17 protein-coding genes and 1 pseudogene are annotated in these 26464 nt (G+C 49.2%); 9 read left to right on the top strand and 9 right to left on the bottom strand.

Going from position 1 to position 26464, the window contains the following annotated elements; genetic code table 11:
- Nucleotides 1-32: 32 nt before the first annotated feature.
- From ACUVQO_RS11990 to ACUVQO_RS11975, 4 genes and pseudogenes are all read right to left on the bottom strand, one after another.
- Nucleotides 33-1115: a 3-deoxy-7-phosphoheptulonate synthase gene (locus ACUVQO_RS11990; protein ID WP_445926107.1), complete on the bottom strand. Its 1083-nt coding sequence runs from the start codon at nt 1113-1115 to the stop codon at nt 33-35.
- 151 nt (nt 1116-1266) lie between these two features.
- A complete protein-coding gene (locus ACUVQO_RS11985; RefSeq protein WP_445926106.1) occupies nt 1267-1470 on the bottom strand; it encodes a hypothetical protein in 204 nt (67 codons plus the stop codon).
- Between the two features lie 30 nt (nt 1471-1500).
- Complete coding sequence (locus tag ACUVQO_RS11980; protein WP_445926105.1) at nt 1501-1980, bottom strand: hypothetical protein; 480 nt, start codon at nt 1978-1980, stop codon at nt 1501-1503.
- A pseudogene (locus ACUVQO_RS11975) lies at nt 1955-7702 on the bottom strand (amino acid adenylation domain-containing protein). The gene ACUVQO_RS11980 and the pseudogene ACUVQO_RS11975 overlap by 26 nt, the downstream one beginning before the upstream one ends.
- 1634 nt (nt 7703-9336) lie before the next feature.
- Between ACUVQO_RS11975 and hppD the strand changes: the two are divergent.
- Entirely contained in the window at nt 9337-10422 is a 1086-nt protein-coding gene (hppD, locus tag ACUVQO_RS11970) for a 4-hydroxyphenylpyruvate dioxygenase (protein ID WP_445926104.1), read from the top strand.
- 211 nt (nt 10423-10633) lie between these two features.
- Here hppD and ACUVQO_RS11965 read toward each other — a convergent pair whose 3' ends face one another.
- Complete coding sequence (locus tag ACUVQO_RS11965) at nt 10634-10984, bottom strand: hypothetical protein (RefSeq protein WP_445926103.1); 351 nt, start codon at nt 10982-10984, stop codon at nt 10634-10636.
- A gap of 931 nt (nt 10985-11915) precedes the next feature.
- Here ACUVQO_RS11965 and ACUVQO_RS11960 point away from each other — a divergent pair.
- The 5 genes from ACUVQO_RS11960 (at nt 11916) to ACUVQO_RS11940 (ending at nt 20800) form a co-directional block, all read left to right on the top strand.
- Complete coding sequence (locus tag ACUVQO_RS11960) at nt 11916-14351, top strand: phosphoketolase family protein (RefSeq protein WP_445926102.1); 2436 nt, start codon at nt 11916-11918, stop codon at nt 14349-14351.
- 104 nt (nt 14352-14455) lie between these two features.
- Nucleotides 14456-16978, top strand: a complete 2523-nt coding sequence (locus ACUVQO_RS11955; RefSeq protein WP_445926101.1) for a glycogen/starch/alpha-glucan phosphorylase — start codon at nt 14456-14458, stop codon at nt 16976-16978.
- Between the two features lie 65 nt (nt 16979-17043).
- The gene (pyk, locus tag ACUVQO_RS11950) at nt 17044-18471 is read left to right on the top strand and encodes a pyruvate kinase (protein ID WP_445926100.1); all 1428 of its coding nucleotides are present in this window, start codon (nt 17044-17046) and stop codon (nt 18469-18471) included.
- Between the two features lie 294 nt (nt 18472-18765).
- Nucleotides 18766-19575 (top strand): PA14 domain-containing protein, encoded by an 810-nt coding sequence (locus tag ACUVQO_RS11945; RefSeq protein ID WP_445926118.1) that lies wholly within the window; start codon nt 18766-18768, stop codon nt 19573-19575.
- 34 nt (nt 19576-19609) lie between these two features.
- The gene (locus ACUVQO_RS11940) at nt 19610-20800 is read left to right on the top strand and encodes a hypothetical protein (RefSeq protein WP_445926099.1); all 1191 of its coding nucleotides are present in this window, start codon (nt 19610-19612) and stop codon (nt 20798-20800) included.
- 43 nt (nt 20801-20843) lie between these two features.
- Here the strand turns inward: ACUVQO_RS11940 and ACUVQO_RS11935 are convergent, their stop codons facing one another.
- Nucleotides 20844-21854: a CHAD domain-containing protein gene (locus ACUVQO_RS11935; RefSeq protein WP_445926098.1), complete on the bottom strand. Its 1011-nt coding sequence runs from the start codon at nt 21852-21854 to the stop codon at nt 20844-20846.
- Between the two features lie 239 nt (nt 21855-22093).
- On the opposite strand from ACUVQO_RS11935, the gene ACUVQO_RS11930 reads away from it, so the two are divergent.
- The gene (locus tag ACUVQO_RS11930) at nt 22094-23191 is read left to right on the top strand and encodes a SpoIID/LytB domain-containing protein (RefSeq protein ID WP_445926097.1); all 1098 of its coding nucleotides are present in this window, start codon (nt 22094-22096) and stop codon (nt 23189-23191) included.
- Nucleotides 23192-23254: 63 nt separating this feature from the next.
- Here the strand turns inward: ACUVQO_RS11930 and ACUVQO_RS11925 are convergent, their stop codons facing one another.
- Nucleotides 23255-23785 carry a thermonuclease family protein gene (locus ACUVQO_RS11925; protein WP_445926096.1) on the bottom strand — a complete coding sequence of 177 codons (531 nt, stop codon included), beginning with the start codon at nt 23783-23785 and terminating at the stop codon, nt 23255-23257.
- 328 nt (nt 23786-24113) lie between these two features.
- Between ACUVQO_RS11925 and ACUVQO_RS11920 the strand changes: the two genes are divergently transcribed.
- Complete coding sequence (locus tag ACUVQO_RS11920; RefSeq protein ID WP_445926095.1) at nt 24114-24695, top strand: NUDIX hydrolase; 582 nt, start codon at nt 24114-24116, stop codon at nt 24693-24695.
- On the top strand, nt 24587-24895 hold the full coding sequence (locus ACUVQO_RS11915; RefSeq protein WP_445926119.1) for a hypothetical protein: 309 nt from the start codon (nt 24587-24589) through the stop codon (nt 24893-24895). Before ACUVQO_RS11920 ends, ACUVQO_RS11915 begins: the two co-directional genes overlap by 109 nt.
- A gap of 42 nt (nt 24896-24937) precedes the next feature.
- On the opposite strand, the gene ACUVQO_RS11910 is transcribed toward ACUVQO_RS11915, so the two are convergent.
- Together ACUVQO_RS11910 and ACUVQO_RS11905 are read right to left on the bottom strand one after the other, a co-directional pair.
- Complete coding sequence (locus tag ACUVQO_RS11910; protein WP_445926094.1) at nt 24938-25453, bottom strand: GUN4 domain-containing protein; 516 nt, start codon at nt 25451-25453, stop codon at nt 24938-24940.
- 209 nt (nt 25454-25662) lie between these two features.
- A complete protein-coding gene (locus ACUVQO_RS11905; protein WP_445926093.1) occupies nt 25663-26298 on the bottom strand; it encodes a toll/interleukin-1 receptor domain-containing protein in 636 nt (211 codons plus the stop codon).
- Nucleotides 26299-26464 lie beyond the last annotated feature (166 nt).

Here is a 26464-nt window from a genome sequence, read left to right as displayed (position 1 = left end):
TCTCAAAATTATTTAGGAAAAATTATTTAGAGCTACTTCACCGCAACGACATCTTTTCTGCCTATACGGGTTTTGGCGACGGCATCAGCCAGGGTTCGCAGGAGGGTGGTGGTGGTGGTAAAGTCGATACAGCCGTCGGTAATGCTCTGACCGTAGGTGATCTGGCTCAGGTCTTTGGGAATGGGTTGGTTGCCTGCAACAAGATGGCTTTCTAGCATCACGCCCATGATGTGGGGAGAACCAGCCAGTACTTGATCAGCCACACTTTGCAGGGCGATCGGTTGACGAGTGTAGTCTTTCCCCGCATTACCATGGCTGCAATCGATCATGACTCGTGAGTTCAGGCCCTTCTGAGCAATTTCGGCAACCGCTTTTTCGACGTGGGCGGCATCATAATTGGGGCCATCCTTGCCACCCCGTAACACCAGATGAGTATCAGGATTGCCAGTCGTGGTGACGATGCTGGCTAAGCCATGGGAATTGATCCCCAAAAAGCGGTGGGGGTGACTGGCGGATAGCATCCCGTTAATCGCGATATGGCAACTGCCATCTGTACCGTTCTTAAAACCAACGGGCATGGAGAGGCCAGAAGCCATTTCCCGGTGAGTTTGACTTTCGGTCGTACGGGCACCGATCGCAGTCCAGGCAATCACGTCCGCGATGTACTGAGGAATGATGGGATCCAACAACTCGGTTGCTGCAGGCAGACCAAAATGAGCCAAGTCGAGCAGTAACTGCCGCGCCAGTCGCAGACCCGTATTAATGTCATAACTACCATCCAGATGAGGATCGTTAATCAAACCCTTCCAGCCTGTGGTGGTGCGCGGCTTTTCAAAGTAGACCCGCATCACGATCTCCAGGTAATCTTTTAATTCTGCCCGCAGAATGGCTAACTTTTCCCCGTACTCATGAGCCGCAGCCACATCATGAATGGAGCAGGGGCCAACGATCACCAGCAATCGATTATCTTCACCCCGCAGAATGTTGCGAATGCGATCGCGGGTGATGGCTACCAGATCGGCAGCAGTTTCCGTAATGGGTAATTCCCCATGAATAAATGCCGGACTCAACAGAGGGCGAGTTTCAACAACATGAAGATCGGCAGTCTTGTGCATGGGTTCTTTAAACTCTTAACGAAAAGCACAGGTGAGCAACATGAATCTCAATTCATACTTTGTAAATCATAGTTCAAATTAATAGCTCCCGAACTTGAGAAACACACTGTTCCGTAAAGTCCGTAAAGAATCCAGAAACAGATAAGGCCGATCAGGAGTTGGTTTGCGTTGAATGACCCGCCGCATACTCCCAGAGGCTGTATCTGATCGACCAGGCCAAATCTGCCAGAGCCGCATACAGCCAGCCATGATTCTTCACAAAATATCGATGACGGGAATCAAAAACATATTGGGGCAGTCGTTTGGGTGCCCTATCCTCAGATCTGCCCCCTGTACTCTGACCCGCAATGTGCATGACTCTGCCTTGCGACACGTACCAACAGGGCTACCCTGCTCGTTTTGCCTGCAAGCAAAAGTCGGTTTCTTCGTAGTAAAGGAAATATCCCTCATCCATCAGGCCGATCGTCTCAAACACCTGCCACCGGATCATCATGCTGGCCCCAGAAAGCCAATCTACGGCCTGTGCTTGTTCCGTCATCGGTTGGGTAACGACCCACTTGGATAGCAGTTTGGAGACAATGCCCAGCCGTAACCCGCCATCAAGTTCGCTCCATACCGAGGGAAATCGGAAGGCGTTGGCCCAGAGTTGCCCTTCCTTATTCTCAAAACTGCTGCCTGCAATGCCAACGGTAGGATGCTGCTCCATAAAATCTACCAGTGCTTTTAAGGCTCCAGGCCGTACCTGAGTGTCTGGATTCAGCAATAGGTAGTAGGAGGGAGGATTGTCTGCTGGTAAGGTGGGACGAATGGCAAGATTGTTGCCATAAGCGTAGCCACCATTACGGCTGGATGGCAGGAAGGTCACCCAATTCTCCTGCGAAGGTTCCTTGCGGAGTATGGGATTGCTTGACCCACATCAGTACTCGCCGAACCGGGATATTTTGTAGAAATTTGGGTAAGGCCAGATTGTGATCCCGGTAGTACCGGAATAGGGATAGTTGTATCTGATTACGGAGGTTTGCGGCTTTCTCCTGAAGTTCGTAAATCACTAAATTGGTGACTTTTCTCCGGATCTGATTCACGGTGTACAGCAGTTTTGCGTGCCGTTTCAGATGAGAGGTGCTATGAAGTAGCGCTGAGAAATTATTCAACCGCTGCTTGGCAATGTACCCTGTCCGTTGTGGGGTATCCACATCCACCGCATCCAGCATTACCAGCATTTTGATGACTTCTCCCTGCTGCTGCAATTGTTGAGCGACCGCCAGGGCCACTACTCCCCCGATACACATCCCTCCCAGAAAATAAGGGCCGTGGGGTTGTACTTCCCGAATTTGCTGGACGTAGTAGGTAGCCGCATCTTCAATTCGGCTATGCAGAATGGGAACTTGCGGAGTGCGATAGGGTTGAATGCCGTACACCGGAATCGATGGATCTAACTGCTGAGCCAGAGAGCGATAAAGCAGAATTTCACCATCGCCATCGTGAATCAAAAAGATGGGAGTACCATCCTGTCCTGGCCGCAACAGTACCACTGAATTCTGGTGGGCGCTGGATTGAGTCGGATCCAAAACTTCAGCCAGTTGAGCGATCGTGGGAGCCGTCAGAATGGCACTTAAAGGTATCTTTTGTCCCAGACGTTGCTCAATTTGAATCGATAACCGCACCGTCAGCAGGGAATGGCCTCCCAGATCAAAGAAATTGTCGTGAATCCCAATGGGTTGAATGTTCAGCACTTCTTCCCAGATTTCCACCAGTTTCTGCTCCAGACTGGTACGGGGAGCCACACGAGAGCCAAGAGCCGCCAGGTCAGAGGTGTTTGGCAGAGGCAAGGCGCGGCGATCGATCTTGCCATTTGGGGTAAGGGGCCAGAACTCCAGTTGCACAAAGGCCGATGGAATCATGTAGTCTGGTAAGGTTTGTTGGAGAAACTGGCGGAAGCTTTGCACGGGAACTGGATCAGGAGTACCCGTGATCACATACCCTACCAATCGCTTCTCGCCCGGTTGATCTTCCCGTACCATCACCACACATTGCCGCACCTGGGGATGTTGGCTGAGAGCAGTTTCAATTTCTCCCAGTTCGATTCGGAAGCCACGCACCTTAACTTGATGATCGATGCGTCCCAAATATTCAACTTTGCCATCGGGTAACTGGCGCACCAGATCCCCAGTACGATACAGGCGGGATTCAGAATCCTGACTAAATGGATTGGGCACAAAACGTTCTGCCGTGAGTTCAGGTCGATTGAGATACCCTCTGGCTAATCCGTCTCCTCCGATGTACAACTCATCAGCCACACCGATCGGCACTGGCTGTTGATGGGCATCTAACACATAGAGTTGGGTATTGTCGATCGGATAGCCAATGTAGATGGGGCCTGCTGTACTCTCTACATGCCAGGCTGTAGACCAAATGGTGGTTTCTGTTGGGCCGTATACGTTCCAGAGAGACCCTACCTGATCGCGTAACTGGGCAGCCAGTTTTTGCGTCATGGCTTCCCCACCGCAAAGAACCTTTAAGTTCTGATTGCCCTGCCAGCCTGCGGCTAAGAGAATTTGCCAGGTAATCGGAGTTGCCTGCATCACCGTTGCCTGACTGCGAGATAGCTCGTCCATTAACCGACTGCCATCCGAAGCCACTTCTCGGCTGACGATGACAACACGCGCCCCCAGAATCAGCGGCAGGTAGATTTCTAAGCCTGCAATATCAAACGAGATTGTTGTGACAGCCAGAAGCACATCGTCTGCGGTCAGTCCCGGTGCTTTGCTCATGGAAGTCAGGAAATTGATGATGGACTGATGCTCCAGTTGCACCCCTTTGGGTTTTCCAGTAGAACCGGAGGTGTAAATGGTGTAAGCCAGATTTTTGGTGGTGACTGAAGTGACTGGATTAGCTGTGCTTTGTTGACCGATCGCGGCCCAATCCTCATCGATACTGACAATGGTTAAGGATTGCTGCGTCGCCAGGTTACTGCAGCGCGCTCTCAAGTCATGTTGGGTCAACAGAACCGTCAAGCGGGCATCTTCAACCATGTAAGCCAGCCGTTCTTCTGGATAGCTGGGATCTAAAGGAACGTAAGCTCCACCTGCTTTGAGAATCCCTAAGAGGCCAATTACGGTATCCAGCGATCGCTCCAGGCAAATCCCGACGAGAACATCTGGGCCAACTCCCAGCTTTTGCAAATAATGCGCCAGTTGATTCGCCCGATCGTTGAGTTCCTGGTAGGTAAGCTGTTCATTTTCAAAGACAGCGGCAATGGCTTCTGGGGTACGTTTTACCTGTTCTTCAATCAGGTGATGAATACAGCGGTTATGGGGGTAATTTGCCTGAGTGTTGTTCCATTCCACCAGCAGTTGGTGACGTTCTTTTGCAGTCAGAATGGGCAGGGTGGCGATCGGCTGCTCTGGTTGAGCGACGACTCCGGCCAGCAGTGTCTGGAAGTGGCCGACCATGCGAGCGATCGTCGCCCGGTCAAACAGATCCCGGTTGTATTCCAACTCACCCGTCAGGCCATTGGCCGTCTCTTCCATCATCAGGGTCAGGTCGTACTTGGCGGTACCACTTTCAACAGGCAAGGTGGTAACGGTTAGCCCAGGCAGTTCCAGGCGATCGATGGGTGCATTCTGCAGCACAAACAGCACCTGGAACAGCGGACTGTAGCTGGAGTTGCGTTCTGGCTGTAAAGCCTCGACCACTTGATCGAAGGGAATATCCGAGTGAGCAAACGCCTCCAGGGAAACCTTACGGACTCGTTGCAGCAGTTCCAGGAAGGCTGGATTGCCAGACAGATCCACTCGTAAGGCCAGCAGATTAATAAAGACTCCCTGCAATGCTTCCAGTTCGCGGCGATGGCGGTTGGTGATCGGAGAACCAATCACCAGATCTTGATGCTGACTGTAGCGGGATAACAGCGTCGCAAAGCTGGCCAGCAACGCCATGAACAGGGTGGCACCCGCTTTCTGGCTGAGCGTTTTGAGTTGTTGTGTCAGTTCGGGGCTGAGGGTAAAGAACTCACTGCCGCCACGATAGGTTTGCCGGGGAGGACGGGGATGATCTCAGGGTAATTCCAGCAGGGCCGGAGCACCCGCCAATTGCTGTTTCCAGTAAGCCAATTGCTGGCGAACAGGCTCACTATGCAGCCACTGATCTTGCCAATGGGCAAAGTCCGCATACTGAATAGGAAGGGCTTCCAGCGGCGAGGCAAGACCCTGCGAAAAGGCCGTGTAGAGGGTGGCTAATTCCTGCCGTAGGAGAGCCAGAGACCAGCCATCGGCAGCGATGTGATGAATTAGCAGCAGCACATGAGCCGTATTGCTGAGGCGCAACAGAGTGCCTCGAATGGGCAGATCTTGGGCCAGATTAAATGGTTGTTGAATTTCCGCTTGCGCCAGACGATAAACCTCTGCCTGTTGCTCTAGTTGCAGACCTGGCACATCCATCACCGATAAGGAGAACGGTTGGGGTGGCAAAATGACCTGTACTGGCGTGCCATCGACTTGAGGAAATACCGTGCGCAGGACTTCGTGGCGATTCAGAATTTCGGTCAGGCTACGCTCCAGTAAAGAAATATTTAAAGCACCACTCAGTTGCAGTACGACGGGAATGTTGTAAGCTGTTCCTCCTTCTAATTGAGCCAGGAACCAGAAACGCGACTGGGTAAAGGATAGGGGGAGATGGGCCGGACGGGGGATAGGAGCCAGGGCGGCCTGATCAACAGCATCCTCCGCTTTTAATGTGGCTAAGTGAGCCGCCAAACTGGCGATCGTTGGGAATTCAAACAATCGGCTGATGGAAATTTCCAGATTTAAGGTTTCCTGTAACCGGGAAAGCACTTGAGCCGCCATCAAAGAATGTCCACCCAGGCTGAAAAAGTCATCCTGAATGCTGACCTGTTCTAAGCTCAGAATAGGTGCCCAGATGTCCGCCAGCATCTTTTCCAGAGGGGTTTCGGGAGCGACGTAGGGCCGGGTGGAGAGCGATCGCATTGCAGTCGGTACAGGCAGGGCGCGGCGATCGACTTTTTGGTTAATGTTGAGCGGTAATGCTGCCAATTCCATAAACAGGGTCGGCACCATGTAGTCGGGCAATTTAGCCATGAGGAAACGACGCAACTCCTCGTGGGTTGGTTTCTGCGCTGAATCCAGAACTACATAAGCGACCAGGGCCTTCTCCCCGTCCACTTCGGGAGCCATGACCACGCCATCCTGCACCCCAGGAGCCTGCCGTAACGCCAACTCCACTTCACCTAATTCAATCCGCATCCCGCGCAATTGAATTTGAAAATCAGAACGACCCAGAATTTCCAGATTGCCATCGGCATCGAAACGACCCATATCGCCCGTGCGGTAGAACCGTTGCCCGTTAATGACGACAAACTTTTCCTGAGTTAATTCTTCCCGGTTGAGATAGCCCTTGGTGACTCCGGCTCCTGCAAAATAGATTTCACCGACAATTCCGATCGGTACCAGATCTTGGCTAGGGTCATACAGCCGTACTGACACATTGGGAAAGGGCTTACCGACACGACTTTTATCAATGATCTGATCTCTAGGAACAGGATAGGTACAACCCATGCAGCTGATTTCGCTACAGCCATAAATCACGTAGATTTCTGCATTCTGGAAGGTTTCTTTCATCGCTTCCAGTAGATCTGCCGGAACCATATCTCCACCCGTTGAGACGTGCTTAAGTCGCTGAAACTTTTGCAGGTCTATCTGATTGCTTCTGATGTACTCAACTAATTTCCTTAACAGGCTGGGTGAGGTATGAATCACTGTTACCTGCTCCAGCGTTTGGATCATGCGTCGGAAATCTAAAATATGTTCCCGCTCCAGAATCTGCAGTGTTCCTCCAGCAATCAGCGGCGACAATAGCTCGAACAGGGAAATGCTGAAAGTGAAACGGGCGATCGCAGGCATTCTGTCGTGTCGATCGAAGCGATAACGCTCCTGAGCCACCTGAATGTAATTAATCAAATTCCGATGGCTGGCCATCACCCCTTTAGGCTTTCCTGTCGTCCCAGAGGTACAGACCAGATAAGCCAGTTGATCGGGCTGAACCGCAGGAGTTGGGTTAGATGTAGGGAAGGACGCGAGGGTATCCCACTCTTGATCCAGGCAAAAACTATATTGGGCGATCGCGGGCAGGTTGGGCAGCAGATGAGCCTGGGTCAGCAAAATCTGGGGCTGGGTATCTTCCAGGATAGTAGCCAGCCGCTCTGTCGGATAGGTGGGATCGAGGGGAACATATACGCCGCCTGCTTTAAAGATCGCCAACAGACTGACTGCAATATCCAGGGAGGGCTGAATACAAACGGCTACTCGTTCTTCTTTGCCGACTCCCAGATGGCGTAAGTAATGAGCCAACTGATTCGCCCGCTGGTTCAGGTCTGCATAAGTCAGGTGCTGCTCCTGAAAAGTGACTGCGATCGCCTCTGGTTGTTCTGCCGCATGCGCTTCAATGGCATAAAACACAGGGCTGGCTCCATAGTCAGCCGTTTGACTATGCCAATCTACCAGCAATTGTTGCTCTTCTGCCACCGTCAGTAAGGGCAAATAGGCAATGGGGCAACCCAGATCCTGAATCATCGCCTCTGTTAGCCGTTGCAAGTGTCCAGCCAGACGGTGCATCGTGTCGGGCTTAAACAGACAAGCATTATATTTGAGCAAGCCTGAAATCCCCTGTTCCTGTTCAATGATGATCAGGTGCAAATCTGGATAGTGAGCAGCATGCGATCGTTCTGCCTGGGATTTTACCAACCAGGATTCTGACTCTTGCCCACGCAGGAAGTTTTCTACAAAGGTGACGGCAACGGGTAGATCCGATGAAGTGTTGGATGATAGATGGCTCTGTTCGGCAACAGGTTCTTCCTTTAATTCAGGTGCAAGATTATCTAAACTCTCTGAAATTTGATTAACCAGATCTTGAATTCTGAGTTGACTATCGAGATGTGTAAAAAGTTCCGTTTTGTAATAGTTCGTATTTTTTGGGCAAGGCAGGTTTAGCTCCAGGGAAATCGTTTCCTGTTGGGTGTACCGATGCAGTACCGCACTGACAGCCGCTAAGAGCAGCGATCGCACGTTAAGACGAGTATTTCTGGAGAATTCAAGCAGAGTTGGGGACAGGCTGAATGGGTGATACTTAGCCTGATAGCCAGTACTAGGAGTTTTGAGGAAATCGCTGGGCAGGTGTAGACCCTCTGCGTCTGAGTCGCCGCATTGGGGATAAGTCGTTGCAGGTGGGCAGCGATCGTTCACTGCAATGGGGTGCTCTTGAATAGCCATTGCACCTGTTAAATTCATTTTTTCCACATTCCCCTGAAACATCCCTGTCATATCTCCAGCAATGGGCTGCTTTTGATTCATCTTCGCCATACACAAATCTCTACTTTCTGGGAAAAACCTGTTTAGTCCGGATTAACACTGAGTACATCCGTTGTGAGCACCGTAGTTTCGCTAACTTAACATGCTCTTTAGAGGAGATTACGCACTATTTAGAAACTTCATCGGAAAGTAATAAGTGAGCCTCCGGAGTTGTATGAGGCCTTACCCAAGAAAAAAGGCTGATCATGGTAATCTTATATACCTCTAGCCGGAATCATCCTGAAAACCCGAAGTAGAAAAATTTAAATTTTTCATTTAGGAATGTATTGAATAACACATGCATGCGCGTTCGCAGTATGGCCTGATTTAAAGCTAATCATCAAGCTAATCATCTGCAGATGAGTAAATTTAAGGAGTAACCTGGGTTGACTGACAAATTCTTTAATCCCGGTGGTTCAAACCACAGCTACACCATCAACGCCAGCCTTCGCTGACTAGCATTGTATCCAATAAGCCACGGGTGGGTTTTGCCTGGGTAGATGCCGCTTCTAGCCGCCAGCTAAGACCATTTTGTCAGTTAATTAGGTTCCCATCTCTATGGAGAGAATTCCGAGTAGGTTACAGGGAGATTGAGGGCAAGCTTAATCAAGTAGCAACCTTCAATGAAGACTCAGTAAATCTACTGATGGTTATTCAAGAACTTGGAATACATTCGGGGCTGAACCTTAGTTAAACCTGATTCAAGTCCAGAACCATAGTTTCCCTGCTCGGAAAACAATCGTTCTCTAGCTGGACTTGGTTTGAGAGAACATTTATCAAAGCTCGAAGAAAAGACCGCTCATTATCGATCTTTATCAATCTTTGTCTTTCCCAATCTAATTGCTTAAGGAGAAGCTGTTGTGAGCCAAAGCTATTCGATCAAAGGTTTGGATCATCTGGAATTTTATGTAGGGAATGCCAAGCAATCTGCTTCCTTTTATATGCGGTCTTTTGGATTTGCTCAGACTGCTTACCGGGGATTAGAAACGGGTGAACGGAAAACCACCTCCTACGTTCTCGAACAGGGGGAAATTTGCTTCGTTCTCAGTTCTGCCCTCAGTCCAGACCACGAGATTGCTCAGAGCGTCACACAACACGGAGATACGATCGCGATCATTGCTCTGGCAGTTTCTGATGTTCCGGTAGCTTACAGACAGGCTGTTGAACGAGGCGCGATCGGAGCTATTCCTCCGACTGAGCAGGAAGATCAACACGGAGTATTGCGTTATGCTGCCATTCGTACCTTTGGAGATACTCTGATTAAATTTATCGATCGTAGTAATTACTCAGGTACCTTTGCTCCGGGATTTGTCTCCCGTTCATTAGTTCCCGCTCAATCAATGGGCCTCAAGCACGTTGATCATGTTGTCGGTAATGTGGAAATGGGGGCAATGGAGAAGTGGGTAGAGTTTTTTGTCAAAACTCTGGGATTCGATGTGCGCATGCACTTTGATGATCACACCATCTCTACTGAATACTCAGCGTTGATGTCGAAGGTGCTGGAAAACGGTGGCAAAACAATCATCAATATTAATGAGCCTGCTGTAGGTCGTCGTAAATCTCAGATTCAAGAGTATTTAGATTTTCACTATGGGCCAGGAATTCAACACCTGGGACTGGCAACCGAAGATATTGTGCAAACGGTAGTTCAACTCAGGCAGGCTGGTGTAGAGTTTTTACCCATTCCTAAAACCTATTACGAAGGGTTAGAAGACTGGGTGGAAGAATTACATCTTCCTGTTGAGCAATTAGCTGAGTTAGGTATTCTCGTCGATCGCGATCAGGATGGCTATCTGCTGCAACTGTTCACCAAGCCACTGGGCGATCGTCCGACTCTCTTTTTCGAAATCATTGAACGTCATGGCTCGCGAGGATTTGGAGCCGGAAACTTCAAATCATTATTTGTGGCCCTGGAACGGGAACAAGCCACTCGAGGAAACCTTTAATGACAAAACTCACTAAAAGGTGAGATGCTGGAAATTATCAACTTCCTGCATCCCACCTCTCTTCATTTGTCTCAGTATGCAGCTAAACCAGATTCAGCTAGAAAACTGGAGTTTTTCATCAGAGAAACTACGGTTCTGGGCTTGGACAAGATTTAAAGGCATATCAACTGATCACTCTAAAAGCCGCTTAATTGAAGTCCTACCCCAACTCTCAGATCATGATTCGCAGGTAAGTAGGGTCAAGGGTTTCAATGCCAATAAACCGATCGCTGCCCATCGAAAATTGAGAACTAGAAAACTTAATTCTATCTGGAGGCATAACATGGTCAGGAGTTTGTAAAACCATCCCCTTGCCATAAATCGAAGCTTCTGTGGGCAATGCTAGAGCAGATGAAGCAGAGAAAAGTACGATTGCAGAAATCACTCCGGACATCGAGCAAGCGATCGCGTGGCTCAACTTTGCACTGCATTGAAGTGATGATTGAAGAGACTTTGCACTGGCTAAAACGGTGGAATCGGCGCGATCGTAGTTGATCACTGTAGAATGCTCGAGGGGGCTCATTCGAGTTCTCCTTATGTTAGGTAATGATAGGTGTGTTGGGGCAATCAACTAATTGGATGATTTCCAATCAGACTTTTACAAGGATTTACTTTTTAGTGATTCACGGAGTCCATTATTGAATGGAGGAAGCCACCGAAGTGGTTTATCCCTAGTTGTGTTCTAAGTGTTGCTTCAGGCTTACTTGAATGTATTCCGGTTTGATAGTTGTGATACTTACGGAGTAGAGTAGTGAGCCAGATCACTTGAATAGGATTGCATTTATATAGCCTGTTTAAACAGCAGGCGAAGCCATTATTTGCTGAGAGCGGCGGCAATCCCTTACTTGCCCTGATTGCGCGTACTCGGTCGAATTTGACTCAATTGGATGATTTAGAATCCCTGGTTCAAGGTCGGCTATAACAGTTAAGCAAATCGGCTCGTGAACAGTAGACCATGAAGATCAAGGAATTTTATAGTAATTGAGATGAGCTTTGACAGATAAAACTTTGATTGCTACATGAAGCCAACTACTAGAAGATCCTATTGACTTAAACTTTTATTAATCTAATCATATTCAGAGATTTACTAAGCTAAATTTTATAGATATCTTCTGGTCAAAGATGGATAACTGCGGTATACCTCTTGTAGAGGTTGTTTATGGTCTTCTAATTCGTTTAGTTACAATAAAACAATTCCCCCGCTTAATAGCTGCATCAGTTGACTGACTGAATAGGTAAATTAGCATGGCTCTCTTCTGTACTAGGTTACGTTCTTACTACTTAGCTTTCTGTCAAGTGTTGGGAATATTTCCTTTAGGTTGTCAAACTAGTAAGTTGTCAAACTAGAAACTACCCCGTCATCTCAGTAAAAGCATGAAAGTCAGTTCTGCGATCGCAGAACTGAAATTGTCCGTATTGAACCTTTAGGTTACTTCTAGTGCGAGAATTTGAATATGGTAACAACCCCTCCTAAACCAGTTGTAGATCCATCCATTAGTGCCTTTGGAGCTGCCCGCTCCACGATCGAAGGAAGTCCTCTGAGCGTAGACGAGCTCCACAAAATGCATGCCTTCTGGCGGGCTGCAAACTATCTGGCTGTCGGCATGATTTATCTGCGCAGCAACCCTCTGCTGAAAGAACCTATCAAACCAGAGCAAATCAAGCAACGATTGCTGGGACACTGGGGATCAAGTCCGGGGATTAGCTTTCTCTACACCCACCTGAACCGCATCATCAAAAAGTTTGATCAGGAGATGTTGTATATGGTTGGGCCTGGGCATGGTGCTCCTGGTTTCCTCGGCCCTTGTTATCTGGAAGGCAGCTACTCTCACTTCTACCCGGAGTGTAGCGAAGACGCAGAAGGGATGATGCAGTTTTTCAAACAGTTCTCGTTTCCGGGTGGAATTGGCAGCCACTGCACCCCCGAAACTCCTGGCTCTATCCACGAAGGAGGCGAATTAGGTTACTGCCTCTCTCACGCCTTTGGGGCCGCTTTTGACAATCCCAATTTGATCGTTGTGGCGCTGGCTGGAGACGGAGAAGCGGAAACTGGTCCGCTGGCAACCTCCTGGCACTCGAATAAGTTCATCAATCCGGTTCGGGACGGGGCAGTCCTGCCTGTATTACACCTGAACGGTTACAAAATTAATAACCCCACGATTCTCTCTCGCATCAGCCACCGGGAACTGAAAGCACTGTTTGAGGGCTATGGCTACGAACCCTACTTTGTCGAAGGGTCTGATCCCGAGTCCATGCACCAAGCCATGGCCGCGACCCTGGATCATTGTGTTGCCAAGATTCATGGCATTCAGCAGGAAGCTCGCTCCAATGGCACAACTACTCGTCCCATCTGGCCGATGATTGTGATGCGGACTCCCAAAGGCTGGACCGGCCCTGCGGAAGTGGATGGTCATAAGGTCGAAGGTTTCTGGAGGGCACATCAGGTACCGATGGGTGGGATGCACAACAATCCGGAGCATGTGCGCCAGCTTGAGGAGTGGATGCGCAGCTACAAACCGGAAGAGTTGTTTGACGAACACGGTCGGCTATTCCCAGAGATTAAGGAAATGGCTCCCACGGGAGACAAACGCTTGGGGTCAACACCCTATGCCAATGGGGGTCTGCTGCGGCTGGATCTAAGGTTGCCTGATTTCCGGCAGTACGGGGTTCAGGTGGAGAAACCTGGAATCGTCGAAGTTGAGAATACCAGACCCCTAGGCGTGTTTTTGCGGGATGTGATGAAGCTGAACATGACCAATTTCCGCGTGTTTGGGCCGGATGAAAATACCTCCAACAAGCTACAAGCTGTCTATGAAGTCAGTAAGAAGTTCTGGATTGCGGAGTATCTGCCAGAAGATGCGGATGGCGGTGAGTTGGCTCCTGATGGGCGGGTGATGGAGATGCTGAGTGAGCATACGCTGGAGGGCTGGCTGGAAGGCTACCTTCTGACCGGACGACATGGCTTCTTCTCTACCTACGAAGCGTTTGTACATGTGATTGATTCCATGTTCAATCAACATGCTAAATGGTTAGATATTTGCAATCATATTCACTGGCGAGAAGAGATCTCATCTCTCAACCTGCTGATTACTTCCACAGTCTGGCGACAAGATCACAATGGCTTTACTCACCAGGATCCGGGTTTTCTGGACGTGGTCTTGAATAAGAGTCCAGATGTAGTTCGCATTTATATGCCGCCGGATGTGAATACTTTACTTTCGGTAGCTGACCACTGTCTGCGGAGCAAGAACTACATCAATGTGATTGTGTCGGATAAGCAGTTGCACCTGCAGTATCACAACATGGATGCAGCAATTAAGAACTGCACAAAGGGAATTGACCTCTGGGAGTGGGCCAGCACCGACCAGGGGGTCGAGCCGGATGTAGTACTGGTTAGTGCTGGTGATATTCCCACTCAAGAATCGTTGGCGGCTTCTTGCTATCTGCGGCAGTATTTCCCAGAGTTGAAGATTCGCTTTGTCAATGTGATTGACCTGTTCAAGTTGATGCCAGATACGGAGCACCCTCACGGCATGAGCGATCGCGATTTCGATTCCCTGTTCACTATTGACAAACCCGTTATCTTCAACTTCCATGGCTATCCCTGGTTGATCCACCGGCTCACTTATCGTCGCACCAACCATCACAACATCCATGTCCGTGGCTATAAGGAGAAGGGAAATATTAACACTCCCCTAGACTTAGCCATCCAGAACCAGATCGATCGCTTCACGATCGCGATCGATGTGATTGACCGCATTCCCAGCCTGAAAGTCGCGGGTGCCCATGTCAAGGAAATGCTCAAGGATGAGCAGATTGCCTGCACTAACTACGCCTACGAACACGGAGTTGACCGCCCCGATATTGTTGACTGGAAGTGGCCTTACTAGAGCATGGGTCATTGGTCATTTGTTATGGGCCATGAGCAGAGAACGAATGACCAATGACACAGCACAACAGACAGTCTCATTTTTAACTAATAGGAGACACCATTATGGTCAGTATTGTTCCCAACAACATTCAAATTGAAGACGATCGCACTGGGGTAGATGTCGAAACCATCAAGCGGGCTTTTTTAGATAATTTATTCTATATTCAGGCTAAATTTCCTAAAGTGGCTACCCGCAATGATTACTACATGGCACTGGCCTATACGGTGCGCGATCGTTTGCTGAATCGCTGGTTGAACACCACCAAAACTTATCTGGAAAAAGCACCCCGGATGGTGGCCTATCTGTCTGCTGAGTTTTTGCTGGGGCCACATCTGGGCAATAACTTAATCAATCTCGGTCTGTACAACGTGGTGCAGCAGGCGATGGAGGAACTGGGATTGAACCTCACCGATCTGCTGGAGCAAGAGGAAGAGCCTGGATTGGGGAATGGTGGCTTAGGCCGCTTGGCCGCCTGCTATATTGACTCGCTCGCTACGCTGGAAATTCCGGCGATCGCCTATGGCATTCGCTACGAATACGGCATTTTTGACCAGGATATCAAAGACGGGTGGCAGGTGGAAGTGACCGACAAGTGGTTGAAGTATGGCAATCCCTGGGAAGTCGTTCGCCCAGAGGCAGAGTTACAAGTAAAGTTTGGCGGGCATACGGAACCTTACACCGACGACTATGGCCGCTATCGAGTGCGCTGGGTGCCCTACAAAGTGGTGAGAGGAGTTCCCTACGACACTCCCATCCTGGGTTTCCAAACCAATACGGCCAATACACTCCGCTTATGGCAGGCAAAAGCACCGGAATCCTTTGATTTTGCAGCCTTCAACAAAGGCGATTACTTTGGAGCCGTGCATGAAAAGAGCGAGTGTGAAAACATTACCAAAGTACTTTACCCAAATGATGATTTTTACCAGGGTAAACAGCTGCGTTTAGAGCAGCAGTATTTCTTTGTCTCCTGCTCTTTGCAGGACATGATTCGCCTGATGAAACAGCAGAATCTGGCCCTAGAGCGCTTCCATGAGCATTTTGTGATTCAGTTAAACGATACCCACCCAACGATCGGGATTGCTGAACTGATGCGACTCTTGTTGGATGAGTATGGGTTCGATTGGGAGCAAGCCTGGAAGATTACGACTCAGACCTTTGCTTATACCAACCATACTTTACTGCCAGAAGCTCTAGAACGCTGGCCACTAGCAATGTTTGGCAGTCTATTGCCTCGTCATCTGGAAATTATTTACGAAATCAATCAGCGTTTCCTGGATGAAGTTCGAATTAAATTCCCAGATGACGGCGATCGCCTGCGCCGCATGTCGATCATTGATGAAAGTGGCGAACGCTATGTGCGGATGGCGCATCTGGCCTGCGTGGGCAGCCATGCCATTAATGGGGTGGCTGAACTGCACAGTCAACTGTTGCAGCAGACCACGCTGCATGATTTCTATGAGATGTATCCTGAAAAGTTTACCAATGTCACTAATGGGGTAAGTCCGCGGCGGTTTATGGTCTTGAGTAACCCCCGACTGGCGAACCTGATTACCAACAAGATTGGCGATGGCTGGATCAAGCATCTGGATGAACTGCGAAAACTGGAAAACTTCGTTTATGACTCAGAGTTCCGCCAGCAGTTTCGCCAAGTCAAGCAGGCCGTGAAACAAGATCTAGCAAATTACATTTCGAAGCACTATAACCTTGAAATCAATCCAGACTCCTTATTTGATATTCAAGCGAAACGCATTCATGAGTACAAACGACAACACTTGAATGCTCTCTACATCATCACTCTGTACAACCGAATTAAAGCCAATCCCGATCTGGATATCACCCCCCGCACCTTCCTGTTTGGAGGCAAAGCGGCTCCGGGTTACTTTATGGCGAAGTTGATCATTAAACTGATTAATTCGATCGCTGAGGTGGTGAATCGGGATCCGGATGTACACGATCGCCTCAAAGTGGTGTTCCTCAAGGATTACAATGTCAAGTTTGCTCAGCGGGTGTATCCGGCTGCCGACCTTTCCGAGCAAATTTCTACCGCTGGTAAGGAAGCCTCTGGAACGGGCAATATGAAGTTCTCGATGAATGGTGCCTTGACGATCGGCACGCTCGACGGAGCCAATATCGAAATTCGGGATGCCGTGGGGGCCGATAACTTTTTCCTGTTTGGCCTGACAGCAGAACAAGTTCTGGCCAAGAAAGCGGCAGGCTACAATCCCTGGGATTACTACCACAGCAATCCAGAACTGAAGCTGGTCATCGATCGTCTCGCTTCTGGATTTTTCTCCCACGGCGACCCTAACCTGTTTAGCCCCTTGCTGGACTCGCTACTTCATCGAGATGAATTTATGCTACTGGCCGATTACCAATCCTACGTGGAATGTCAGGAACAAGTCAGCCTAGCTTACCGCAATCAGGACGACTGGACTCGCATGTCAATTTTGAACGTAGCGCGGATGGGCAAATTCTCTAGCGATCGCTCTATCCGAGATTATCTGCAGCTCATCTGGAAAACCCCTGCGGTTCAGGTGGGGGTACCCGAATATATCCAAAACAGCACTCTTAAGCTGACTGTTTAGTCCCGTAGAGTAGAGACGTTTCACCGAAACGTCTCTACCAGCCCATGTACATCACCAGAACTGACATGAAACTATTAAAGCATCGCACCAAAATTGTGGTGACGATCGGCCCAGCCAGCGAGTCTCCGGAGATGATTCGCAACCTGTTGCGGGCCGGAATGAATGTGGCGCGGCTCAACTTCTCTCACGGGAATTATGCCGATCATGCCGAACGAATTCAGCGATTGCGACAGGCTGCCGAGGAATTGGGTTTGCCGCTAATGTTGTTGCAAGACTTGCAAGGTCCGAAGATTCGAGTCGGTGATCTGCCTGCTGAAGGGATGAGTCTGAACCAGGGGGATCGCCTGATTCTGGTTCCAGTGGCTGATTACGCGGGACAACCTCATACAGTGGGCATCGACTATCCCTATGTGGCTGAGGAAGCAGCACCAGGAACCCAGGTTTTGTTAGATGACGGCTTGCTGGAACTGCGGGTTGAGAAGATGGATGGTCAGGCGGTTCAATGCATCGTTGTTGAGGGGGGAGTGCTGAAGAGTCACAAAGGGGTCAACTTCCCATCCCTGAATCTACGGTTGCCCTCGATGACCGAAAAGGACAGACGAGATCTGGATTTTGGAATTGAGCAGGGGGTAGACCTGATTTCCCTCAGTTTCGTTCGCAAACCGGAAGACATTCAAACCCTGAAAACCTTGCTGAGAGAGAAGGGAGTAAACATTCCCGTACTGGCCAAGCTGGAAAAACCGCAGGCGATCGCCAACTTGGAAGCGATCGTTGATGAGTGTGACGCAATCATGGTGGCACGAGGCGATCTGGGGGTGGAAATGAGTCCGGAGAAGGTGCCTTTGATTCAGAAACAAATCATTCGCCTATGTAATCAAAAGGGCGTTCCAGTGATCACAGCTACTCAGATGCTGGATAGCATGATTCACAATCCCCGTCCCACCCGGGCAGAAGCCAGTGATGTTGCCAACGCCATTATGGATGGTACGGATGCGGTAATGCTGTCGGGTGAGTCGGCGATCGGGGAGTATCCAGTGGAAGCGGTGAAAATGTTGGCCCGCATTGCTACGGAAGTCGAGCCTGCTGTTCAGTTTGTCAACTATCCACCCCATCGTCTGGATGATGCTGCTGCTATTAGTGAAGCCCTGCATGCGATCGATAACACAATCAACCTTCAGTGTATTGTTGCCCTGACTGAGACGGGTTACACTGCTAAGCTGGCATCGGAGGAACGTCCCAGGGCTACGATCGTGGCCTACACTCCGAACGCCCAAATTTATCGCCGCCTGAGCCTGAATTGGGGAGTGAGGCCAGTATTGATGCAGTTTCCTAACGGAACACTGGAAGAGTTGTTACCCCAAATTGAGGCCGATTTGATCCAAAGAAAGTTTGCGACTCCTGGTGACAAAATTCTGGTCATGGGGGGGGTGCCAATGGGTAAAGCGGGTGGCACCAACTTTCTCAAGATTCACACGATCGCCTCCAGGGAGTAACCCAGCTAAAGCATTTCCCGGTTGCCCCCAGTATCCGGCGGTTAAAACCGTAACTACACCAACAAAGTCTGCCGATGCAGACACTATAAAATCAAGGTTTTGGTAACCTGCGTCGGCAGGTTTGCTCGGTATGGCCGCGACTTCAGTCTCTAGGGTGACTTCAATAACCAGTTTTATTGAGAGCCAGAAATAATACTGAAATTATCTACCGGGATCAGTGGTTCAGATCGGTCGTGAGAGAGGTCTGTACTGAGGTTTAACACTCAATAACAAGTTGCCATCATTTTTGTGTAAATTTCTCTTTACAGTAGCAACTCTGACAGTAGAGTTGTCAATCGTATAGGGGAATTTTTGGCTGCTGAAGATAGGGGCACGATTATATTGCAAGCAGGTCAGAAATATAATATCAGGCTGGAATATTTCGAGAATACAAATGGTGCCGTCTCACAACTGATGTGGTCAGGCCCGGATCAACCGAAGGAAGTTATTCCTGCCAGTCAACTGTTTTCCAAACCGATTCCTGTTCTGAATGTGAAACCTGTGGTGGGGGTTCCCGATCAACAGTCAATGTCTATGGGTACCCGCTTAGTGATTCCAGGCATCACGATCGCTGATGCCGATGCGGGAGATGGGCAGATAACTGTTACCCTGAATGCAACGAATGGGGTGCTGATTATGAATGGTAACATCAGCAATGGGGTGCCTCTGGCTAATATCCAAAACAATGGCAGGGGAACAGTGGTGTTATCGGGGACGCTGCCGCAATTAACTGCAACCTTAAATAATTCAACTGGCTTGATTTATACCAGCAACAGTAACTTTTTAGGAACTGATACAATTAGTGTTTTGGTAAACGATAATGGAAATAGCGGTACGGGAGGCGCACAAACAGATACGAAATCCTTTAATGTGATGGTATATGGCACCAGTAGACCGGGTTCTGAAACAGCGATCGGAGTGAATTTGAACGGAGTAACCGATTGGTCTACGGAATGGCCGTTTGTGGATGTGTTCAAAACATCTCGACCCTGGTTATCACAGCGGCAGGGTGCTGCTTTTGGTCAGGGTGGCCCATTGCATCTAACACCGGAGGGTTGGGTTTGATAATGCCAAAATTGTCTGTCAATCTCCGGGACGAGTGACGGTGGATGTGCAGCCGGATCAGACGGGGGTTTTCTTGAGAATTCTGGAAACCAATCTAGATAATCCGATTCGCAATATCCGGTTTATCATGCCAGGATTTGAGCATACTTACCAAACACAACCGTTCCATCCTCTGTTCCTCGATCGTCTGTCTAAATTTAATACGCTGCGATTTATGGATTGGGGAGCGACCAATAACTCGCCTCTGGTAAACTGGGCCGATCGCACGACGATCAATAGCGCAACTCAGACCAGCAATCAGGGTGTAGCCCTGGAATATATGATTCAACTGGCCAATACACTCAAAATTAACCCCTGGTTTAATATTCCTGCAGAAGCTTCGGATGATTATGTGCGCCAATTTGCAACGATGGTACGCGATCAACTTGATCCTTCGCTGCGGGTTTATATCGAATATTCCAATGAGGTCTGGAATAACATCTTCAGTCAGGCCAGTTATGTTTCACAACAGGGACTGGCTCTGGGGCTAGATAGCAACGGATTTACAGCCGGACTTCGCTATTACGCCCAGCGATCAGTAGAGATCTTCAAGATCTGGGAAGAGGTGTTTGGGCAGAGCAGTAGTCAGCGGTTGGTACGGGTGCTAGCTGGACAGGGGGCGAATCCCTGGACGACTGAACAAATTCTGGGTTGGAACGATGCCTATCAATATGCGGATGCTTATGCGATCGCACCTTACTTTGATGGATTTGGGGATGCGGATCAGGATGGCTGGAGTGACTTGAATGATGTAGACATGGTGGATATCACTCTACAAATGACTCCCGACCAGATTATCGACAATATGCTGTTGGAGATTCCTACGGAAATCAAGCAGATGTTTGATAGCAATTACGCCATTGTTACCAAGCGCTATGGGCTGGACTTATTAGCCTATGAGGGCGGGTCTCATCTGACCAGTTATCAGTTCTCAGCCGACCAGCAAGCTCAAATGCATGATCTCTTTCTGGCGGTGAATCAAAGTTCCCGGATGAGGGATTTGTACAAAGCCTATCTGGATCAATGGCAACAGAGCGGCGGCATTTTGTTCAATCAATTTGTCGATGTAAATGCCTCTACAAAATGGGGATACTGGGGTGTGTTGGAGTATCAGAATCAGGATATTAATACGGCTCCCAAATATCTGGGATTAATGGACTTCATTCAGGCCCAGTCCCAGGCTTAAGGACAGAACTCCGGAATCTCTCAGATTTCGGAGTTTTTGGTATTCATTGTTGCAAGGCGAGCGGTTGAGGATCTCTTTGGGGTGATTGTTCTTCTGGGCTGGATAAAGTCTCTGAGTTTTGTAGGGGTTGGAGCAAGATGTGGTGGAGCCGTAAGCGGAAGTCGGAATCCAGGTATTGCTGACGAGTTTCGTCCCAGGTGCTTAAGATGTCGGTGCGGTTGCGTTGAATAATGGCTTGTAGCCCTTTCATTTCTTGGGAGGCTGGTAAGTGGGTGTTCAGCAAGTCTATTAATACCTGGCTATCCTGGAACGCTCCCAACTGGTCTTGTAAGACTTTGATTGCTTTAATCCATTTTTGAAAGGGATCGCCGTAGAAGCAGACAAAGAACTCGGTTTGATAGCGTACATGCTTGCAGACTTTTCGCAGTTCGTGCAGGGTTTTGCTCTCTTCCTGAGAAGAATGGTCGGCGGGAATGAGCCAACCGGGATGCAGTAGCAGTTCGGAGAGGAGGGGATTGAGTAAATCCGGTAGAACCATAAGTAGCGGCAGTTGGGCGATCGCGGTGTACTGAGGCTTTTCCAACCAGGTTTCGTAGGCTTGCTTTAAGTCCTGGTAACGCGATCGCGCTAATGTGTCTTCTACGGCGGCAAAGGCTTCAGACCGTTGCTTCTTTAAGGCTTTAATCGCTCCATCCAGCAACTTCTGTTCTTTTTTGTCTAATTGAGGCCGATACACGTCCTTCAGATTTGCTAGTTGCACATCCAGATCTCGCAATTGTCCTAAAACTCTGGCCAGTTCAGTGATTCGTCGGATGCTGCCTGCTTTGGGCACCTTGAGAGCCATACCAAAGACCTGCAGGGCAGTTCGTAAGCGACGAGTTCCGACCCGCATGTGGTGCAGGTTTTCTAGATCGTCATCGGCCAGAACTGGCTTTTCGTATTTGATCACACGATGGTATTGCTCGTTAATCATGCTGTACCCATACTCACCCAGTGTCAGAGATTGCACCTCCTGGGATTCAGGCTGCAGCTCAGCAGGTGAAGTGGTTTTCATAAAGACTGGAGAATTCAGGGAACGAAGAGTGAGCTTTCAGAAGAGGTTATGATAATACCCCATTAAGGTCTTGTTCTTAATCCCCTACGTAGACGATGAAAGAGTTTCTTTAGATTGATTTTAGATTTTACTGTCAGACGGCAATTTCCTCTTGCGACTGCTGCTTGCCTATTTTCTGATCAGAGTTAAAATGCATAGAGGCTCCCGATTTCGATCGTTGAAGAGGTAAGTTGAATTTCATGAGTAGGCAAGCGATCGTTAGCTGGCTGCAGCAGCGTCCCTGGTTAGTTGTGCCCATCTTGGGTCTGATTCCCCTGATCAGTTTGCCGTTGATGAGCCGGCAGTCACCCCCCTCTGCATCAACACCCTCTCCAGGGGCTGCTGGCTCGCCTTCGCCTTTGTCTTCAATATCTGCAGCGGCTTTGCCGGATATGGCACTGGTTTCACCGTCTCCTAAACCTACGCCCTCTGCAAAAGTGACTCCCTCTTCTCGGCCATCACCATCTCCCAAGGCGACTGCTCCAAAAGTTGCTGCGAGTCCAGTCCCTCCCCCGCGCCAGATCGATCCACGGGTGGTGCAGTCGGTGATCAGTTTATCGGCAGATGCGGTAATTCCGGTGCGAGTCATTATTGCGCAGGGGACTACAAGCCTGACGATCGGAACCTCGACAGGAGGAGTGGTGATGGATGCCCAGAAGGGCAATGCGGTGTATCAAATGCCTGCCCGGTCAAGTTATCAGGTGCAGGCGGATGGAAGAACACTGATGATGGGATCGATCCGGTTGCCGCAGGTTGTGTATATTGAACCAAATCCGGGGGGAATTACCTATGTGGGCGATCGCGGTTATCGAGGCCGCATGGTGTTGATTGCCAATGACAGTCATCTATGGGCCGTGAACCATGTGAGTATGCAGCAGTATTTATACAGTGTGGTGGGCAGTGAGGTGTCTCCCAGTTGGCCGATGGAAGCACTGAAGGCGCAGGCAGTGGCGGCCCGATCGTATGCCCTGACGTATCACTTGAAACCTGTGAATCGACAGTTTTATGACCTGGGCGCGGACGAGTACTACCAGGTGTACAAAGGGGTGGAAAGTGAAGCAGCGACAACCCGACAGGCGGTGAATAGTACGGGGGGAGAGTTTGTCAGTTATCGCGGTGGGGTTGTGGAGTCGTTGTATGCGGCAACGGATGACATTGTCATGGAGGCTTTCCAGGGCAGGGGCATGAGCCAGATTGGAGCGTTAGGGCTGGCAGAAAAGGGATATAACTACCGCCAGATTCTGGCTAATTACTATACTGGAACGGGGGTTGCCCGTATTCAAATGGATATAGAGTAATGAGTCTAAAAATGGGATTCATTTATAGACTCAAATGAGACTTATGAGCAGTGAGATGATCGCCTAGCGATCGCAACGGTGACGGCGGTAATCCCAGGGTAGACAAGGGTTGGCTTCCTGCCAGAGGCCAATCCCTTGTTGTTGGGCTTCGGATTCGGCAAGCAAGTATTGGGCTTGAGTGCGACGGCATTCGTTAAGGTACTGAGGATTCAGAGCGGCCATGCCTTCAGTCACTAGCTGGAGGTTGATGGATTCTCCGTTCACAAAGACTTCGCCAATGATGCTGCAGTAACGATCGCGGTTGATTTCACGAATTTGAACCGTCTGTCCAGCAGGCAGGAGTTGCTTCAGACGATCAGCAGCCATTTTGCCCCAGGTCTTTTGGGCAGGATCTGGCATTTCCATGCACCCTAACCATACTGTGATCGTTCGACCCTGTTGACGAACCTGCAAAGCATTGCGATCGCCAACGGAAACGATGGTGGCTTTTTGGAGGGATTGGGCCTGAGCGAGACTGTTGCTCAAAAGCAGGCTGGAAATAGGGAGTAGCAATCCCGGCAGGAGGGCAAGGAGAGGCAGGGAAGGTTTGTTCATGACACTACGGGCTTCTTAAGATTGTGATCGAGTAGGAAAACGACCGTTCTCTAGCTGGACTTGGTTTAATTTGCCCCCAATGTTTTGCTTTCTACCAAAGAAGCCATCTTTAGGTTCAGCCCCCACTGAAGATTGATTTCACTTTCCCCAGACAACATCATTTATAACTCCTGATTTGGCCTGATAGAAATATCAGGCTTTTTACTCATTCAGGCTGTTTCGGGTTGATAGGGAGGGAGATCGTCATTGGAGGGGTTACCAGGCTGCAATCTGGTAAACGAGTAAATAGCGATCGCTCTGCCATAATGCTGGCCAGGATTCATCGAGAATGGGGATGCCGCCAATGGAGACAGATAGGGTGATCTTTAGGACTGAGTGGATTGCGGTGAAGGAATCCTCCAGAGGGTTTCAGTATTTGGAACGCAAGGGGAAGGATTCGGTTGCAGTGTTTCTGTTGAGAAAGGGCGGCGTAAAATCTTTGCGGTATGAAGTCCTGATTCGGCAGCAGCATCTCTGCATTGACAATCGGGAGGTGGATGGAACGTTTACGCTCTTCCCCTATCCGATTACAGGGGGCTTGGAGGAGGGGGAGTTGCCAGAAGCCGCTGCGATGCGAGAAACCTTTGAAGAAACGGGCTATCGAGTGCAGGTGCTCCCCCTTGGTAAGTACATTGTGGGGACTCAGCTGAATGAGATTTGTTATCTCTACTATACCGATGTCACCGGGTTAGAACCTGATCCAGTGCAACAGGATGGTACCTATCTATCGTCGGGTTTGGGTTTACCAATCATAATGCGGCTTTGTTTGTGCTGGCATTTGTCGTCTTTGTGCTGTTTGGTGTCCTGGATATTTATTACTTGTATCTGGAGCGGCGGTTTCGGGAGAACTTTAACCGCCTCACCCGCCTGATCAATGGGTATGGCACCCGTGAGGACGAGGAATGGAGTGAAAAAGCCAGAGGGGATTTTCTGTACCTGGATGCGTCAACGAATTTCTTAGGGCAACTACCCCGGACGCTTAAATTCTGGACAAATCTGCCTTACCTGATCACGTTTTTGATGACAATCGTGCTTCTGGTTGTACCGCTACCTGCTATGCCAACCAAGTAGGGAGATTTTTGAAAAATCTATTGCCTATTCATCATCTACTGCCTATTTATCAGATAGTGTCGAAGTGGCATCTGCAGGCATATCGCAACGAGAGAAGAGACCTGCGTTCAACTCCCTCCAACGGTCAGTCCACCTTCCCCAAAGGATTGTATTACCTTGATAATCCTGAATAGAAAATCCAGGTGGGATCGGGAGATGCCCAACGGGTGCTTGTAGGCTAAAGATAGACTTCCCTACCCACGGGCCGCTGGCTTCATAGACATAACTCCCTTGCCAGCGGACGCGATTTGTGAAACGCTCCCATAAAATATCTTCCTGCCCAACTGGACCAACCGGACTACCCACGTCTCGCCAAATTTCTCGTTGTACACTAAAGCCAAATTTACCATTGCTGTACTGAAACCAAAGTTTGTTGATTTCTGAAATCACTGCACAGGGAACGTCTTTAAAGCTTTTGGGATCTAGACTTCCCTGAGACTCCCCAGCTACTTGACGTACTATATTCCAAATCTCCTGATTTGCTTCTTCCCATTGTTGTGCTTCCAGAAAGTGCTGCAATTTGGAGGACCGTTGGAGACTCCGCACTCCGATACCGATACCGATAGCTACAGCCACTCCTCCTCCAAACAGAAACCATTTGAGAAACTGTTGTCGTGTATATCTCTTTTTTGCTATTTCTGGTAGTTGATTTTCCTGCTCTCTTGCCTTGAGGTCGGTTGGACGCTGATATATTTTTCGCTCTTTAGTTAGCGGTTCTTCTGACTCTATTATTGCTCTATATACTGTTCTGCTTCCTGTCGCTGTTGCTCCAGTAGTCGTTGCTGCGCTGCCGCCTCAGCTTCCTGTTGCTCGTTTTCTCGATCAACTGTTTCTAATTTTTTAAGTGAGCCTATTTTTCTGGGCATGACATACGGTTGCTTCATGAGCAGCCTATATAGATCCTGATAACCTCCATCTTCCTTCAAGCGTTGTTCATTGTTATCCAATTTGAATAAGTCATACCCAGACAAATCAAAATAAGAAGTACGAATTCCATCAGGAATAATGGATATATCAGGAGGATCAAAGAAAATTGGGTAAAACTTGGTATTCCTTCCCTGAGAATCATGGAGTTTCCCCATAATCAAGGTTGACTTCCAGGTGACTCCCAATCCTTTGTTGACTTCTTCTTTACCTCGATAGCGTTGATAGTACCTTTCAGTACAAACGATCAGAACAAAGGCTGATTCATCAATTTGATCCAGCATCCAGCGATCCCGGTTATCAGGAGACTGAACAAATTGGTCGATGGTACAGTCAATGCCATCATCTCGGAGCGCTTGAGCCAGGTGATAAACCCTATCTTTGTGCTCTTTCGAGTCCCAGCTATAGCTGATAAACACTTTGAGCGCGTCCTCCGCCACCTGCTCCTCCGACCAGACTTGAGTGGGTTTGCGTCAACTATAGTCTTCCCCCACAGCTTAAAAGAATGGCTTGCTTGGGGATGACTTGGGCGATCGCAAAGCCTTTACAGCTAGAAAAGCTGGCTCACCAGGCAGCGAAAACTGGGCAAAATTGGGCTGGTCAATT

Source organism: Leptodesmis sp. (assembly GCF_052746595.1).
The sequence above is the reverse complement of the archived record's forward strand: the minus strand, read 5'-3'. Positions and strand labels throughout refer to the sequence as shown.